Annotated in this window: 13 protein-coding genes; 3 read left to right on the top strand and 10 right to left on the bottom strand. The window is 71.7% G+C overall.

What is annotated here, in order from left to right; translation table 11 throughout:
• Nucleotides 1-47: 47 nt before the first annotated feature.
• Both H516_RS18450 and H516_RS0105215 read right to left on the bottom strand, forming a co-directional pair.
• Complete coding sequence (locus tag H516_RS18450) at nt 48-902, bottom strand: energy-coupling factor transporter transmembrane component T family protein (protein WP_022888665.1); 855 nt, start codon at nt 900-902, stop codon at nt 48-50.
• Nucleotides 899-2,689 (bottom strand): ABC transporter ATP-binding protein, encoded by a 1,791-nt coding sequence (locus tag H516_RS0105215; protein ID WP_022888664.1) that lies wholly within the window; start codon nt 2,687-2,689, stop codon nt 899-901. The genes H516_RS18450 and H516_RS0105215 overlap by 4 nt, the downstream gene beginning before the upstream one ends.
• Before the next feature lie 187 nt (nt 2,690-2,876).
• On the opposite strand from H516_RS0105215, the gene H516_RS0105210 reads away from it, so the two are divergent.
• Nucleotides 2,877-3,293, top strand: a complete 417-nt coding sequence (locus H516_RS0105210; protein WP_022888663.1) for a UDP-3-O-(3-hydroxymyristoyl)glucosamine N-acyltransferase — start codon at nt 2,877-2,879, stop codon at nt 3,291-3,293.
• Between the two features lie 30 nt (nt 3,294-3,323).
• Here H516_RS0105210 and H516_RS0105205 read toward each other — a convergent pair whose 3' ends face one another.
• Together H516_RS0105205 and H516_RS0105200 are read right to left on the bottom strand one after the other, a co-directional pair.
• On the bottom strand, nt 3,324-5,690 hold the full coding sequence (locus H516_RS0105205; RefSeq protein WP_022888662.1) for an arylsulfatase: 2,367 nt from the start codon (nt 5,688-5,690) through the stop codon (nt 3,324-3,326).
• A gap of 131 nt (nt 5,691-5,821) precedes the next feature.
• Nucleotides 5,822-6,871: an LLM class flavin-dependent oxidoreductase gene (locus H516_RS0105200; RefSeq protein WP_022888661.1), complete on the bottom strand. Its 1,050-nt coding sequence runs from the start codon at nt 6,869-6,871 to the stop codon at nt 5,822-5,824.
• 160 nt (nt 6,872-7,031) lie between these two features.
• Here H516_RS0105200 and H516_RS0105195 point away from each other — a divergent pair, with 160 nt between their 5' ends.
• Entirely contained in the window at nt 7,032-8,231 is a 1,200-nt protein-coding gene (locus H516_RS0105195) for a baeRF3 domain-containing protein (protein ID WP_022888660.1), read from the top strand.
• A gap of 77 nt (nt 8,232-8,308) precedes the next feature.
• Here the strand turns inward: H516_RS0105195 and H516_RS0105190 are convergent, their stop codons facing one another.
• Nucleotides 8,309-8,653 carry a hypothetical protein gene (locus tag H516_RS0105190; protein ID WP_022888659.1) on the bottom strand — a complete coding sequence of 115 codons (345 nt, stop codon included), beginning with the start codon at nt 8,651-8,653 and terminating at the stop codon, nt 8,309-8,311.
• A 117-nt stretch (nt 8,654-8,770) separates the two neighbouring features.
• Between H516_RS0105190 and H516_RS0105185 the strand changes: the two genes are divergently transcribed.
• Nucleotides 8,771-9,775, top strand: coding sequence for an LLM class F420-dependent oxidoreductase (locus H516_RS0105185; RefSeq protein WP_022888658.1), 1,005 nt, complete (start codon nt 8,771-8,773; stop codon nt 9,773-9,775).
• Nucleotides 9,776-9,828: 53 nt separating this feature from the next.
• Here the strand turns inward: H516_RS0105185 and H516_RS21185 are convergent, their stop codons facing one another.
• From H516_RS21185 to H516_RS0105160, 5 genes are all read right to left on the bottom strand, one after another.
• Nucleotides 9,829-10,428, bottom strand: coding sequence for a hypothetical protein (locus H516_RS21185; protein WP_022888657.1), 600 nt, complete (start codon nt 10,426-10,428; stop codon nt 9,829-9,831).
• A 136-nt stretch (nt 10,429-10,564) separates the two neighbouring features.
• Complete coding sequence (locus H516_RS0105175; RefSeq protein WP_022888656.1) at nt 10,565-10,987, bottom strand: PIN domain-containing protein; 423 nt, start codon at nt 10,985-10,987, stop codon at nt 10,565-10,567.
• A 31-nt stretch (nt 10,988-11,018) separates the two neighbouring features.
• Nucleotides 11,019-11,339 carry a hypothetical protein gene (locus tag H516_RS0105170; protein ID WP_157432155.1) on the bottom strand — a complete coding sequence of 107 codons (321 nt, stop codon included), beginning with the start codon at nt 11,337-11,339 and terminating at the stop codon, nt 11,019-11,021.
• A gap of 118 nt (nt 11,340-11,457) precedes the next feature.
• Complete coding sequence (locus tag H516_RS22815; RefSeq protein ID WP_022888654.1) at nt 11,458-14,313, bottom strand: helix-turn-helix transcriptional regulator; 2,856 nt, start codon at nt 14,311-14,313, stop codon at nt 11,458-11,460.
• 117 nt (nt 14,314-14,430) lie between these two features.
• Nucleotides 14,431-14,664, bottom strand: coding sequence for a glutaredoxin family protein (locus tag H516_RS0105160; RefSeq protein WP_245561753.1), 234 nt, complete (start codon nt 14,662-14,664; stop codon nt 14,431-14,433).
• Nucleotides 14,665-14,670: the final 6 nt, after the last annotated feature.

Below are 14,670 nucleotides of genomic sequence, written 5' to 3'. Positions count from 1 at the left end.
GCGCCGCGGCACGGGGGGCGCGGGGCCCCGCCGGGGCGCGTTGCGCGTCAGCGGCCCCAGGTGAGCCACGCGATGACGGCGCTCACCGAGACGAAGCCGGCGACGAAGAGGGTGTCGCGCCGCCGCCACGGGCTCTGGACCCGCTCCGTGCGGGTGGCGTGGGCGCCGAAGGCGCGGGCATCCATCGCGAGGGCCACGCGCTCGGCGTGCCGGATCGCCGAGGCGAGCAGCGGCACCGCCGTGCCGAGCGCGCGGCGGGTCGCCGCGATCGGGCCGCGGCCGCGTACGGTGCCGCGCACCCGGTGCGCCGCCCGGATGATCTCGAGCTCGTGCCCGAAGCGCGGCACGAAGCGCAGCGCCGCGAGCGCCGTGTAGCCGATGCGGTACGGCACCCGGAGGTTCTGCACCATCGCGCGCACGAACTCGGGACCTGCCGAGGTCATGCCGGCCATGAGCGACAGCATCAGGATGGCGAGGATGCGCAGACCCGTCGTGAACCCGACGAGGTAGGCGGCGAGCGTGAAGCTCCACCCGCCGATCGAGAAGAGCACGGTGGCGGTCGCCGGGCCCGAGAGCCCGGCCGGGTCGACCCACACCCCGAAGCTGACGCCCAGCACCGCCGCCGCGAGCGGGGTGCCGACGAGCAGCGCCGCGACGACCCGGCCCGGGAGCCGGGCGCCGAGGAGCAGCACGAGGAGCGGGAGCACGATGAACGCGAGCGGCAGCAGCATGTCGCGGCTGAACACGACGACGAGCATCGCGGGCAGCGGAGCGGCGAGCTTGGCGAGGGGGTTCAGGGTCGCGAGCGGGCCGCGCCGGGGCCCGTTGGTGCCGGTCGCGGGGGCCGTGCCGGTCGTGAGGCGTGCGCCGGTCGCGGGGTGCGCGCCTGCGGTGCCGCTCATCGCGCCCCTCCCGCGGCGACCGGCAGTTGCGACATCCGGGTCACGGTGTGCCACTCGGGGTGGTGCTCGAGGCCGCGCGTCGCGCGCGCGAGCGGCGGGTGCCGGAGCCCCGCCTGCTCGATCAACGGACCCGCGAGCAGCTCGGCGGTCGGGCCGACGCCGAGGAGGCGTCCGCCCCGCATGACCGCGAGCCGGGTGGCGTAGTCGGCGACGAGCTGCAGGTCGTGGGTCACCACGAGCACGGTGGTGCCCTCATCGTTGAGCGAACGGAGCATGTCGAGCAGTTCGGCCGCGCGGGCGCGATCCTGACCGAAGGTCGGCTCGTCGAGCGCGAGCACCGGAGCGCCGGCCACGAGCGCGGTGCCAACCGAGAGCCGGCGTTTCTGCCCGCCCGAGAGCAGGAAGGGGTGCTGCTCGGCGAGCTCGTCGAGGCCGAACCGGCGGAGCATGCGGTCGGCGGACGCGGTGACCTCGGCGTCGTCGAGCCCCTGCAGCCTGAGCCCCTGCTCGAGCTCGTCGCGCACCGATCCCGCGATGAACTGGTGCTCGGGGTTCTGGAAGACGAAGCCGATCCGACGCGCACGCTCGCGCACATCGGCGCGGGCCGGGTCGACGCCGAGCACGTCGACCGTGCCGCGCGGGGCTTGGACGACGCCGGCGAGCGCTTGCAGCAGCGAGGTCTTGCCCGCGCCGTTGGTGCCGACGATCGCGAGGAACTCGCCCGCCGCGACTTCGAGGTCGACGTCGTGCACCACCACCGGTCCGCGCCGCCCGCCGCGCCTGACCGAGAGCCCGTGCGCCACGATCACGGTGCCGCTCCGCTCCTGAATCGCGGACGGCGGCGCGAGGGAGGGAGCCGGTGTGAGCGACGGGGCCGGCGTGAGCGCCGTCGAACGCACGGGGGAGGAGGCGCTGAGCGGCGCAGGGAGGCTCGGCAGGGCGTCGAGCGCCGCCGCGAGGTCGGCCGGGGTGAGCGGCAGCGGCCCGATCGGCACGCCGGCGTCGCGCAGGCGCATCGCCGCGAGCGTCGAGACCGGCAGCCAGACGCCGAGTGCCGCCAGTTCGTCGGCGCGCGCTTGCAGCGTCTGCCGCGCGGGGCCGTCGATCACGAGCCGGCCCGCGGCGTCGAGCACGATCACCCGGTCGACGAGGTCGACGGCCGCATCGAGGTTGTGCTCGACGAGCACGATCGCGTGATCGTCGTCGTCGGCGAGCTCGCGGAGCACGGCGTACACCTCGTCGATGCCCGCCGGATCGAGGTTCGCGGTCGGCTCGTCGAGCACGAGCACGGGGGCCGCCATCGCGAGCGCGCACGCGATCGCGAGCCGCTGCCTGCCGCCGCCCGAGAGGGTGTCGGGGTTCTCGGCACGGCGATCCCAGAGGCCGACGAGCTTCAGCGCTCGCTCGGCGCGCGCGAGCACCTCGGATGCCTCGACGAGCTGGTTCTCGGGCGCGAAGCACACCTCGTCGAGCACCGTTCCCGTGACGATCTGCGCGTCGGGATCCTGGAAGACCATCGCCACGTGTTCGCTCAATACGCCGACGGGGTGCTCGCGGCTGTCGAGACCCGCCACCCGCACCGTGCCCTCGAGCTCGGCCGGCACGGCGTGCGGCACGAGGCCGTCGAGCGCGAGCGCCAGCGTCGACTTGCCGCACCCGCTCGGCCCGAGGATGAGCACGACTTCGCCCGGCGCCACCTCGAACGACACCCCGGCCGGGGTCGGCCGAGCCGCACCCTCGTGGCGGATGCTCACGCGGTCGAGTTCGATGATGGGCGGAGTGCTCATGCTGGGGCCTGGGTCGGGGCGGTCGGACGGCGGCTCGCAGCGCGGCATCCGTGGGGCTTAGGACAGCCTAACCTCGCGAGCGGCCGTTCATCGCCCCGTCGCCCGCCGGCCTGCGGGAATACCCCGGTCAGTCGCGATGTTGTCTCTATGTTCGGGTGTGGAGTCACCACGCCGAAGGGAGGACGCCGTGGGCATCAGCTATGTCGAGTTCGAGGACGAAGCCGGGATCCTGCGTCGCTATCGCAAGCACGCGAACGGGCGTGGCCTCGTCGCCACCACCGCCAAGGTCGACCCGAGCGCGTTCGTCGACCCGACGGCCTATGTCGATCCCGGCGCGGAGGTGCAACGCGGCGCGCAGATCGGCCCGGGCGGCTGGATCGAGGGCGACGCGATCGTCGCCGAACGCGCCGTGATCGGCGTGAACGCCCACATCGGGCGGCGCGCCGTCGTCGGCCGCAACGCCGTCATCGGGCCGTACGCCAATGTCGGCACCGGCGCGAAGGTGCAGAACGGGGCACGCGTGCCCCGCGAGACGACGATCGCCGACGGCGACGAGTACCGCGCCTCGACGGAGGACCTGCGCCGGCTCGGCCTCGCGGCCTGAGCCGGCCGCGAGGCCGCCCAAGAGTCGCGATCACTGGCGAGCCATGGCGATGCGCATGCGCTCCTCGGGATCGATCAGGTGGTCGTGGTCGTCATCGCCGAGGTCGATCTGCACCCAGTTGATCCTGCCGGTGAAGCGGCTCGACTGCGGGGTGTAGTCGGAACTCACCGCCGTGCCGGATTCGTAGCCGACATCGGTCGTCTCATCGGCCGAGAAGATCAGCGCCTGGGTGGCGCCGACCCGGCCCGTACCGACCTGCTCACCGTCGTGGTACAGGGTGACATCGCCGCCCTTGCCGAGACCGCCGCCGTCGTAGGCGAACTCCATGCGCACCTGATGCGTCCCCGCAGGAACGGCTCGGTCGGCCTCCGTCGCGAACGACTGGATCCCGAGCACGTTGTAGACGAACTTGACCTTCCCGTCGGCGACGAAGACGCTCCACCCGCCGAATCGGCCGCCCTGCGCGATGATCACGCCGTTCGCACCGTTCTCGGGGATCTCGAGCTCAGCGGTGACGGAGAACGACTTGTTCTTGATGCTGACCACGCTGTTCTCCGAGAGCCGGCCCATTCCCGAGAACAACAGTTGGCTGTTCCCGTGGATGAGTGTCGGCCGGCCGGCGATATCGGCGTTCGCCCGGTCTGCGGTGCGATCGTCGAGCGGCAACACGTTGTACTTCACCGCCTCGATGAGCCAGAGCCGCTGCAACTGGTGCAGCTTTTCGGGGTTCTGCGCGGAGAGGTCGTGCGACTGGCTGTAGTCGGTGCCGCCGTCGTAGAGCTCCCAGAGGTCGTCGTCGAAGGCGACGACCCCGCCACCGACCATGTCCCACGGCGTGCGGTGCTTCGTGACGGCGCTCCACCCCTTGTGGTAGACGCCTCGGTTGCCGAACATCTCGAAGTACTGGAGATCGTGCCGCTCCGGGGCATCCGCATCGCTGAAGGAGTAGAGCATGCTCGTGCCCTCCATGGGCGACTGCTGTACGCCGTTCACCATCGTCGGCTCGGGCAGGCCGGCCGCCTCGAGGATGGTGGGCGCGACGTCGATGACGTGGCTGAACTGGCTGCGCAGGCCTCCCTGCTCGGCGATGCCCTTCGGCCACGAGACGATGGTGCCGTTGCGCGTGCCGCCCCAGTGCGACGCGACCTGCTTCGTCCACTGGAACGGGGCGTCCATGGCCCAGGCCCAGCCGACCGCGTAGTGGTTGTACGACGTCGGCGACCCGAACTCGTCCATCTTCGAGCGCATGAACTCGGGCGTCTCGAGCGCGGCCATGCCGTTGAAGTTCGCCATCTCGTTGAAGGCGCCGTTGACCGTGCCCTCGGCTGAGGCGCCGTTGTCGCCGATGATGTAGTAGATCAGCGTGTTCTCGAGCACGCCGAGGTCTTCGATCGCGTCGATGACGCGGCCGACGTGGTGATCGGTGTGCTCGAGGAAGCCCGCGTAGACCTCCATCTCCCGTTCGAGCACGGGCCTGAGCTCGGCGGGCATGTCGTCCCACGCCGGGATCTCGGCGTGGCGAGGGGTGAGCTCGGCGTCCGCCGGGATGATGCCGAGCTCCTTCTGCTTCGCGAAGGTCTTCTCGCGCTGCGCGTCCCAGCCGTCGGCGAACGCCCCTGCGTACTTGTCGGCCCATTCCTTCGGCACATGGTGCGGCGCATGGGTGGCGCCCGGCGCGAAGTAGACGAAGAACGGCTTCTCGGGCATCAGCGCCTTCTGCGTGCGGATCCAGCTGACCGCATGGTCGGCGAGGTCCTCGGTCAGGTGGTAGCCCTCCTCGGGGGTCGCCGGCGGTTCGATCGGGGTGGTGCCGTCGTAGAGCGCCGGATCCCACTGATTGTTCTCACCCCCGATGAAGCCGTAGAAGGTCTCGAACCCACCGCCCCCCGTCGGCCAGGCGTCGAACGGCCCCATCGGCGACGACTGCCAGACGGGCACCTCGTGGCACTTGCCGAACTGCGCGGTCGAATAGCCGTTCAGCTTCAGCGTCATCGCGACGGGCGCCTTGGTGTTCGGCTTCAGCGAGCTGTTGCCCGGGGCCGAGGTCGCCGTCTCGGTGATGCTGCCCATACCGACCGAGTGGTGGTTGCGACCGCTGAGCATCGCCGCTCGGGTGGGCGCGCACAGTGCTGTCGTGTGGAAGCGGTTGTAGCGGAGGCCCCGGGCGGCGAGTTTCTCGGCGTTCGGTGTGCGACAGGGGCCTCCGAAGGCGCTCGATGCCCCGAAGCCCGTGTCGTCGATGAGCACGATGAGCACGTTCGGCGCACCTTCGGGCGGTCTCAGCGGCTCGATCGGCGGATACGAGGTCTCCGGGTCCTTCGCGTCGTAGCTCGTGAATCCGGGTGCAGGACGGTCGGGAATCGGCAGCATCGTGCGTGCGTGACGATCAGGCTTCATGACATTCCCCCATGTCGATGGTCGAGTGATCAACCGGCACCTCGTCGCCGTCGACACGGTGCCGTCTCAGGTCACGGTACCGAAGTCCTCGTTCCGCCGAACCACCCAGATCGGGGCATACGGACGATGCCCTACCCGGCGAGGGCCCCCGCCAGCAGTTCGAGCGTCTGCTCGCGACCCGGCGTGCGGTCCTGCGGCTCCGACGTGTACGACCCGGCGATCGGCGCCACCATGATCTCGTCGATGCCGTGGCGGGCGGCGAGCTTCTGCAGCTCCGAGGCCGCGCCCGCGGCATCCCCGATCACCCAACGGCGTTCCATCGCGGCGATCGGTTCCGCCGCCTGCGAATCGGCGGGCGCCGCCTGCGCCTCGTCGATCGTCTCGAGCGGGCGCATCGGCCGGCCGAGCTGGAGCCGGGCCATCGAGCGCAGCTGCGGCAGCGCCCGAGCGCGGGCCTCGTCGAGCGTCAGCGCGACCGAGGCGTTCACCGTGAGGAAGGTCTCGGGCTCGGGGTGCGCCTCGCTCGGGCGGTAGCCGGTGCGGTAGAGCTCGAGCGCGCGCTCGAGCCCCTGGCCCGAGAAGTGGTTCGCGAAGACATAGGGCAGTCCGAGTTCGGCGGCGAGTTTCGCCGAGTAGTCGCTGGAGCCGAGGAGCCAGAGCGGCGGCACCGCGGCGGCTGCGGGGGTCGCGGTGATCGGGTACTCGCGTCCGCTCGTGAGGCGCAGCGTCGCGCCGTCGGGCGAGAGCAGCGACAGGATGTCGGCGAGGTGGTCGGGGAAGCGATCGACGTCGGCGGTCGGGCCGCTCACGCGGAGCAGCTGCGTGATCACCGGGTCGCTGCCCGGCGCACGCCCGATGCCGAGGTCGATGCGGCCGGGAGCCAGGGCCTCGAGCGCCGCGAACTGCTCGGCGACGACGAGCGGCGCATGGTTCGGCAGCATCACGCCGCCCGATCCCACCCGGATGCGTTCGGTCTGCGCCGCGATCGACGCGATCAGCACGGGCGGCGTCGTCGACGCGACCGCGGGCATGTTGTGGTGCTCGGCGAACCAGTAGCGGGTGAAGCCCAGCCGATCGGCGAGCTGCGCCAGGCGAACGGATGCCGCGACGGCATCTCGGCTCGTCTGGTCGCTCCGAACCGGAACGAGGTCGAGTACGGACAGGCGCGGCGAGATGTTCATCGCTTTCGGCAACCGCTGCGCCGCATCCGGTATTCCGGTTCGGGGCGTGATCATCGGGTCTCGCCGACGGATCTCGCAGATGGGGTGTCGCTCGCGCCCCGGTCTTCATAGGCTGGGAGGGAGCGACATCGTCGTCGCCCGATCTCGGGGGAGGATACGAATGACCGTCCACTACCAATTGCCCACCACGGCCGATTTCGCGGCGCTCGCGGGCGCGCATCACCCCGCTATCACGATCTACCTGTCGACCTCGCCCGTCGTCAGCGAGCGCGAGCGGTCCGAGGTCGCTGCGCGCAGCGCCTTCGACGAGGCCATCGAGCAGGTGCGCTCCGGCGGCGCCTCCTCGGCCGAGGTGGCGGCGTTCCGAGCCGAGCGCGACCGGATCGTCGGCGACCAGCGCCTCTGGGGCGGGCTCGCCCGCTCGATGGCGATCTTCGTCGCACCGGGCTTCAGCGAGGTGTTCGTGCTGCCGAATCGGCTCGACGACGCCTGGCACGTCGGCTCGCACTTCACGCTCGGGCAGCTGCTTCGGGCGCCCAGCCAAGACCAGGAGGCGTTCGCGCTCACCCTCTCGGCGCACGAGTGGTCGCTCTGGCACGCGACGCCGACCGACCGGGCGGCGAAGCTCGAGATCGATCAGTCGGGTGCGGCGAACCTCGATGAGGCGACGAACCGCGAGCCCAATGAGGACCGGCCGCGCGGTGCGAACCGCGGCATCTCCAGTCAGGGGGGCGCAAGCCGTCTGATGGGCGACGAGGGTCGCAAGACCCTGCTCGACCAGTACTCGAAGCGGGTCATCGAGATCGCCCGTCGCGAACTCCTCGCCCGCGACCCCGACGAGCGCGTGCCGGTGTTCGTGTTCGCCGCAGAGCCCCTGCTCAGCCTCTTCCTCGCGAACACCCGCAACTCGCGCCGGGTCATCGCGGTGCCGGGCTCGCCAGACCGGCTCGGGCCGGCCGAGGTCGACGAGTCACTGCGTCAGCAGCTCGCGAAGCTGAACGTGCACGAGGCCGAGCAGGCCCTGCGCGAGCTCACCGAGGGCACGGCCGGCCGGGTCGAGCGCGATCTCGCGGCGATCGCCCGTGAGGCCGCCGACGGTGCCGTCGAGACGCTCTGGTTCGACTTCACCACCTCGGTGAACGGCACGCTCGACCACGAGTCGGGCGCCATGGAGTTCGCGAGCGACCACGGTTCGGGCGAGACCCTCGACGACGGAACCCGAGCCGGCGACCTGCTGCCCCAGCTGGCGCTGCTCGTCATCTCGAAGGGCGGCAAGGTCGTCACGGTGCGCAGCGGCGACCTCGACGGAACGGTGTGGGCGGGCCCGGCGATGGCCGAGCTGCGCTTCGCGCTCGCGTAACGGTCGCACGCAACGCACGGTACACACGACGGATGCCACGGGGCGGACCCCGTGGCATCCTTCATGCATGTCCGCCCTCAGCGGAACGAGGGCACGCGCTCGCGCAGCGGAAGGCGGAAGCCCTCGCGCCATCGGAAGCGCACGATGATCTCGCGGGCCTGCATGTCCTCGATGATGGCTTCGACGGGAACTTCGGAGAGCACGCGCGGGCGGCTCTCCTCGGGCGGGGTCTCTCGGATCTCGAGCCAGAGGCTCTCGGGATGCGGCACGACGCCGGGGTTGGCGGCGACGAGCTCGAGCTGCCATCCGGTCGACGGGGCGAGCCCGTGACCGGCGACGCGGATGAGGCGTGCATCGCAGGTTTCGACGACGGTCGCGTCGAAATCGGCGACGGCGTATTCGCAATGGAGCTGACCGTTCATTGGGCCGAAGCTACGCCTGTACCCTCATCGCGGCCTCAGTGCTGACGCTGAAACGAGGTGCGCCGTACGGAGTATGCCCGTCAGACGCCACGGCCGTGCTCTCCTAGGCTGTTTCCCATGCGTTTCGGAATGTTCGTTCCCCAGGGCTGGCGGTACGACCTCGTCGGCATCGATCCCGCCGAGCAGTGGGCCGCCATGCGCGGTCTCGCCGAGTTCGCCGATGCGGCGGGGTCGCCCTTCGAGTCGGTCTGGGTCTACGACCACTTCCACACCACCCCCGTGCCGTCGCCGACCGAGGCGACGCACGAGGCGTGGACCCTCATGGCCGCGTTCGCCGCGTCGACCACGCGCGTGCGGCTCGGCCAGATGTGCACGTGCATCGGCTACCGCAACCCCGCGTACCTCGCGAAGGTCGCGGCGACCGCCGACCTCGTCTCGGGCGGTCGCATCGAGATGGGCATCGGCGGCGGCTGGTACGAGCACGAGTGGCGGGCGTACGGCTACGGATTCCCGTCGGTCCCCGATCGGCTCGGCATGCTGCGCGAGGGCGTCGAGATCATGCGTCAGGCGTGGACGACCGGGCAGGCGACGCTCGACGGACGCTTCTTCCAGGTCGACGGGGCGATCGTGCAGCCGCAGCCCCTGCAGCCGGGCGGCATCCCCCTCTGGATCGCGGGCGGCGGCGAGCAGGTGACGCTCAGGATCGCCGCGAAGTACGCCGCCTACACGAACTTCACGGGCACGAGCGAGGAGTTCGCGCACAAGAGCTCGGTGCTGCGCGGGCACTGCGAGGCGATCGGCCGGGATGCCTCGGAGATCACCCGCTCGTCGAACTTCAACACCGTGATCGGCACGTCTTCGGCCGACGTCGAAGCGCGCCTCGAGCGCATCGAAGCCCGGGTCGCGCCGCACCTCGGCGCCGAGGGCGCCGCGACGTTCATGGAGAACTACTTCCACGCGGCGCCGGCCGCGCTCGTCGGCACGCCCGACGAGATCGTCGCGAAGCTCGAGGAGCGCCGCTCGGCGGGGCTCGACTACGCGATCCTCTACCCACCGGAGGCGGCCTACGACCGCTCGGGGCTCGAGCTGTTCGCCGCGGAGGTCGTTCCGGCCCTGCGCTGACGCTGCCCCCTGCGCTGACGCTGCCCCCTGCGCTGACGCCTGCCCCCACGGGTTTACAGGACAACGGGCGATTCGCAGGACACCTGTGCGCGGGATCGTCCTGTAAACCCGCTGTTGTCCTGTAAACCCGCGGGGTCGGGGGCGGGGTCGGGGTCGGGGGCGGGGGGCGAGGGCGGTGCGACGCTGATCATGACGCGATCCGCCTCGATCGGGACGGCGACGAGGTCGCCGACCGCGAGATCGCCGGGGAGCTCGAGCCGCGCGAGGCCGTGACATCCACCGTCCGCGAAGCGGATCGACACCGCAACGACCTTCGCGACCGAGACGCGGCCGATCAGGCGGGCCTCCGCCCAGTCGGGCCGGTGAGGGCCGCGCTCGGCGTCGACCGCGACCTCAAGGCCGGGGCCGACCGAGACGTCGCGCACCGTCGCGAGAGCGACCCCGCGATGGCGCACGCGCTCACCGAGCGCGCCGGCGGGCGTCGGGGCGAGGTGCGTGAGCGGGGTGCCGTCGCGCTCGGCGAGTCGCGTCATCGAGAGCCCGCCGACGATGATGTCGGTCGTCGTGGCGCGGGTGCCCGCCGGCCAGCGCTCGGGCGCGATCGGGTCGGGAATCGAGCGTCGCAGCGTCGGGAGCAGACGGGTGAGCGTCATGCGAGGCGCCGAGCGGTCGAAGGCATGCTTCCGTTCTACGCCGACTCGGGGCCGCGCGCCCGATTGTTACGCGATCCGAACGGCGGGGCGGGCGATCCTGACGGGTTCGCCACTCGAACCCGACGCCCCGGGTTCGCTACACGTACTCGACGACGGTGCCGAGCGCGTCGTACGTCGTGAGCGCCCGGCGGTCGCACGTGACGAGCGCGACGCCGGCGTCGATCGCCGCCAGCGCGACGAGGCCGTCGATCGCCGAACCACCCGTGACGCCCGCCTCGGCCAAGCGGCCGACTGCGGTCGCGGCCACTGCGGCATCGAGGGGATGACTCGACGCGAACCGGTCCGCAATGAGCTGTGCGGCCTCAGCGGCCGAGAGGCGGTGCTGCGCGGGCAGCCGGGTGAGCGCCGAGTAGGTCTCGATCGCCGCGTGACCGGCGAGACCCAGCCTCGCCCGGCCGACTCGGGCCGCGATCGCGGCGTGGGCGCTGTGCGACGGCAGCACGAGCGCGACCGCCGCGCTCGCGTCGAGCAGGAGGTGGGCTCCGCCCGGGTTCGTCATGGCGTACGACCCCGATGGTCTCAGCGCCGACTCAGTCCTCGATGCCGCGATGCTCGGCCCATGACGCGCCGCCGCTTCCGGCGTAAGTCTCTGCGTACTCGGCCAGGCGCGCGCCCTGCATCTCGGCGGCGTTCGTGCCCGCCCTGGCGGGAGCCGCGGCCTGCGCCGCCGCCTGCCCGGCGAGGCGCTCACCCTGCAGATCGGCCGAGGAACGAGCGGCCGCCGACTGCTTGTGGGTGCGTTCCTGATGCAGTTCGGCTTCACTCGAGCCGGGGTTTCCGGCGCAACCGACCAGGGCGACGAGGAGCATCGCGCTTGCGGCGGCGGCTGCGCCTCTGATGACTGATGACATGGTGGAGCTCCTTCCGGGCGATGCCGATGGCATCCGAATCCTGCGTACGGGGCTCACGCTAGGCAGCGGCCGCGGGCGCGACATCCGGCGCGACCCCTCAGATGTGCGCGCGAACCCCTCAGATCTCGTGCGTCTCCCGCACCATCCGGGCGAGATCGATGCGATTGGCGGCACCGGTCTTGCGCAGCAGGTTCGAGACGTGCGAGCTCACCGTCTTCTCGCTGATCGTCAGCAGTTCGGCGATCTCGGCATACGTGCGCCCGTCGACGAGGTAGGGCAGGAGTTCTCGCTCGCGCCCGGTGAGCGAGACACCCGCCACGCGGTCGGCCTCGGCGCGAGCGGTTCCCTCGGCCTGCAGGCGGATCCTCGCCCACCGCGCGAGGGTCTCGAGTTCGGCCGCGAGCCCGTCGGCCTCGGTGCGGTGGGCGATCGCGGCACCACGCCGGAGGAGGGCGATGCCGACCCGCCGCCGCGCGCCGCCGTCGATGAGCCCCTGCTCCGCGCCACGCCGACACGCATACGCCTCCTCCCAGGCAAGGTCGGCGGCGGCGGCGCGGTCAGCGGTGTCGACCCAGCGGTCGAAGCCGTCGGGGAGATTTCGCGCGCGCGATCGCTCTGCCGCGTACAGCGCGTCGAGCGCGTCGAGGTCGTCGGCGTACGAGATGCCCATCGTTCGGCTGATCACGTGCGGATGCTCCGCCTCGAGCTCGTCGAGCATCTCGAGCGCGGTCGGGGTACCGGGGCGCTCCGCTTCGCCGTCGCGGGCGGCCGTCGACCGGTCGGCGAGCGCGCGCGCGGCGAGCGGCATCAGCCACTCGGAGCCGTGACCGCCGGGACCCCCCTCGATCATCGGGATGAGGGCGTCGAGCGCTCCGTCGGGGTCGTCTCCGGCGAGGCTCGTGAGAGCCTGGGCGACCGCGCGCTCGAGCGCGGCGTAGGCGGGCGGATCGGGAAACCGCTCATGCGCGCGTTGCAGATGTGCCTCGGCCTCGTCGACTCGCCCGCGCAGCGCCGCGAATCGGGCGGAGATCGACCGAATCGCGAGCTCGATGTAGTCGGGCGTGTCCTCGGCGCGCACGACCCGGAGCGCGTCGCGCACCGCGGGAGTCGCACCGACGGTCATCCAGCTGCCGGCCTCGATGCACGCGAGCGCGGCGATCGAGAGCCGAGGTGCGCCCGCCTCCGCCAGCCTGCCTCGCAGATCGCGCAGTCCCTCGGCCGCCGCTCGGTACCCCGGCATCGAGTACGCCAGCCACAGCGCGGCGAGCCTCGCCGGCTCGAAGTGACCCGCCGGCAAGGCGATCGCGAACGTCTCCTCGGCAAGGCGGGTGGCTCTCGGGAGGTCGCGCGTGGCGGCGGCGAGCTCGGCGGAGGCGGCCAGCGCGTACGAGAGCGCCTCTGTATCGTCGAGTTGCTCGGCGCGTCGCAGCGCTTCCTCGGCGTGCGCGACGCTGCTCGGGTCGCCTTCCATGATCTCGGCATGCACGAGTTCGGCGAGAGCCAGAGCGTACTGCCGGCTGTCGGGAGCCTGCACGGTGAGCTCGAATGCCTCGCGGGCGGTGGTCGCGGTACCGAGGTCGCCGCCGAGCCTGACCTCGAGCCGTCGGCGATGCAGCAACAGCTCGGCACGGGCGAGCGGATCGTCGGGGCCGATCGAGTCGAGCAGCGCGACGACCGCGGCGTACTCGTCGTCGTCGGATTCGGCGGCGGCCGCGGCGGCAGCCCACTCGGCGAGCAGCGCCCTCGGTTCGACGCCGGCTCCCTGCAGCCCGGGGGCGAGTTCGACGCAGCGGCGAATGAGTCGCAGCTCGGTCGTGGGCTCGTCGGACCCGTGCAGCGCGCCGAGCGCCCGTCGGCTCGCGGCGAAGCATCCGTCGACGTCGCCGGCCCCGGCGAGGTGATCGGCCAGATCGATGATCCGGTCGGGCGTCGCGCCGTCGACCTCGATCAATCGCTCGACACCATGCGCGAGCGTCGCATGCTGTCGGCGCAGCTCGTCGTCGGGCACGGAGGTCACGAGGAGTTCGGCGATCAGCGGATGGTGGAACCACACGCGACCGCTGTCGTCGTGGTCGAGCACGTGGGTCGCGAGCGCGGGCTGGAGTTCGTTCGCGGCTTCACCCCAGGCGGGGTCGAGCCCCGCGAGGATGCTCAGGCGGATCGGCTTGCCGTGGATCGCGAGCAGGACGGTGAGTTCGCGTGTGCGGGCGGGCAGCGTCGCCCACGTCTGAAGCAGGGCCGTTCCGAGATCGCCGGATGCCCCCGACGGCGTGCCGGCCGGCGGCGCGGCGAGCGCGGTCGGCTCGACGCCCTCGAGCAGGAGCTGCGCGTGGTACGGATTGCCGCCGGTGCGATCGAGCACGTCGCGCACGAGGGCGTCGTGCGGGGGAGCCCCGAGCTGCGCGGCGATCAGGTCGTGCATGCCGAGCCGATCGAGCGGCTGAACCGGCACCGACCGTGCGCCCGGGAGGCGGAGCAGGTCGGCACGCCATCGATCGACGGGTCGGCCGGTCCCCGAGCGCACGGTCGTGAGGATCGCGAGCGGACGATCGTCCGCGCCGCCGACGACGAACATCAGGGCGTCGAGTGTATGGGAGTCGGCCCACTGGAGGTCGTCGACGGTGACGACGACGGGCCCGAGTTCGGTGAGCCGCTCGATCGCCGCATCGAGCCGGAGAGGGAGCGGTCGGCGGATCTCCTCGCGCAGCGGCCGGCCGCCCTCCGCCTGCGCGAGCAGTGTGCGCACGGCGAGATTCGGCATCCGCGTCGTGAGTGGAAGATTGCGCACCGACAGCACGCGAGCCCGATCGGGGGCCGAGCGCGCGGCCGTCTCCATGAGCGCGGTCTTGCCGATCCCCGCGTCGCCGTGCAGCACGACGATGCGCGTCGAACTGTCGTATGCGGCCTCGAGCTCGAGCGAGAGCGCCGCCAGCTCGCGCTCGCGCCCGTGCAGTCGACGTGCCTCGCGTGGCATGCGGCCAAGTGTTCCACGCGACGCTCCGGGCGTCGAGGCCGCTGCGGCGGGAACCACCCCCCAGATCGAGGGGCCGCCTCCGGGCCGGTGTCCGCCGGCCCGGTCGGAGCGAATGGGCTACGCGGCGAACGTCTCGTCGAGCTTCGCGCCCAGTTCGGCGTCGGTGGGCTCGGTGAAGTGGGTGCCGTCGGGGAAGACGACGACCGGGATGTTCGTGCGCCCCGAGATCGACTTGGCGATGTCGGCGGCCTCGACGTTCACCTCGAGGTCGACGTAGTCGTAGTCGACGCCGCGCCCGTCGAGCAGCCGCTTCGAGCGGCGGCAGTCGCCGCACCAAGCGGCGCCGTACATGGTGAT

Source organism: Agromyces italicus DSM 16388, from assembly GCF_000421545.1.
Lineage (GTDB): Bacteria > Actinomycetota > Actinomycetes > Actinomycetales > Microbacteriaceae > Agromyces > Agromyces italicus.
The sequence above is the reverse complement of the archived record's forward strand: the minus strand, read 5'-3'. Positions and strand labels throughout refer to the sequence as shown.

Coding starts and splice junctions, on each gene's coding strand:
- H516_RS18450 (WP_022888665.1), bottom strand. CDS start 902: ATGAGCGGCACCGCAGGCGCGCACCCCGCGACCGGCGCACGCCTCACG.
- H516_RS0105215 (WP_022888664.1), bottom strand. CDS start 2,689: ATGAGCACTCCGCCCATCATCGAACTCGACCGCGTGAGCATCCGCCAC.
- H516_RS0105205 (WP_022888662.1), bottom strand. CDS start 5,690: ATGAAGCCTGATCGTCACGCACGCACGATGCTGCCGATTCCCGACCGT.
- H516_RS0105200 (WP_022888661.1), bottom strand. CDS start 6,871: ATGAACATCTCGCCGCGCCTGTCCGTACTCGACCTCGTTCCGGTTCGG.
- H516_RS0105195 (WP_022888660.1), top strand. CDS start 7,032: ATGACCGTCCACTACCAATTGCCCACCACGGCCGATTTCGCGGCGCTC.
- H516_RS0105190 (WP_022888659.1), bottom strand. CDS start 8,653: ATGAACGGTCAGCTCCATTGCGAATACGCCGTCGCCGATTTCGACGCG.
- H516_RS0105185 (WP_022888658.1), top strand. CDS start 8,771: ATGCGTTTCGGAATGTTCGTTCCCCAGGGCTGGCGGTACGACCTCGTC.
- H516_RS21185 (WP_022888657.1), bottom strand. CDS start 10,428: ATGACGCTCACCCGTCTGCTCCCGACGCTGCGACGCTCGATTCCCGAC.
- H516_RS0105175 (WP_022888656.1), bottom strand. CDS start 10,987: ATGACGAACCCGGGCGGAGCCCACCTCCTGCTCGACGCGAGCGCGGCG.
- H516_RS0105170 (WP_157432155.1), bottom strand. CDS start 11,339: ATGTCATCAGTCATCAGAGGCGCAGCCGCCGCCGCAAGCGCGATGCTC.
- H516_RS22815 (WP_022888654.1), bottom strand. CDS start 14,313: ATGCCACGCGAGGCACGTCGACTGCACGGGCGCGAGCGCGAGCTGGCG.
- H516_RS0105160 (WP_245561753.1), bottom strand. CDS start 14,664: ATGTACGGCGCCGCTTGGTGCGGCGACTGCCGCCGCTCGAAGCGGCTG.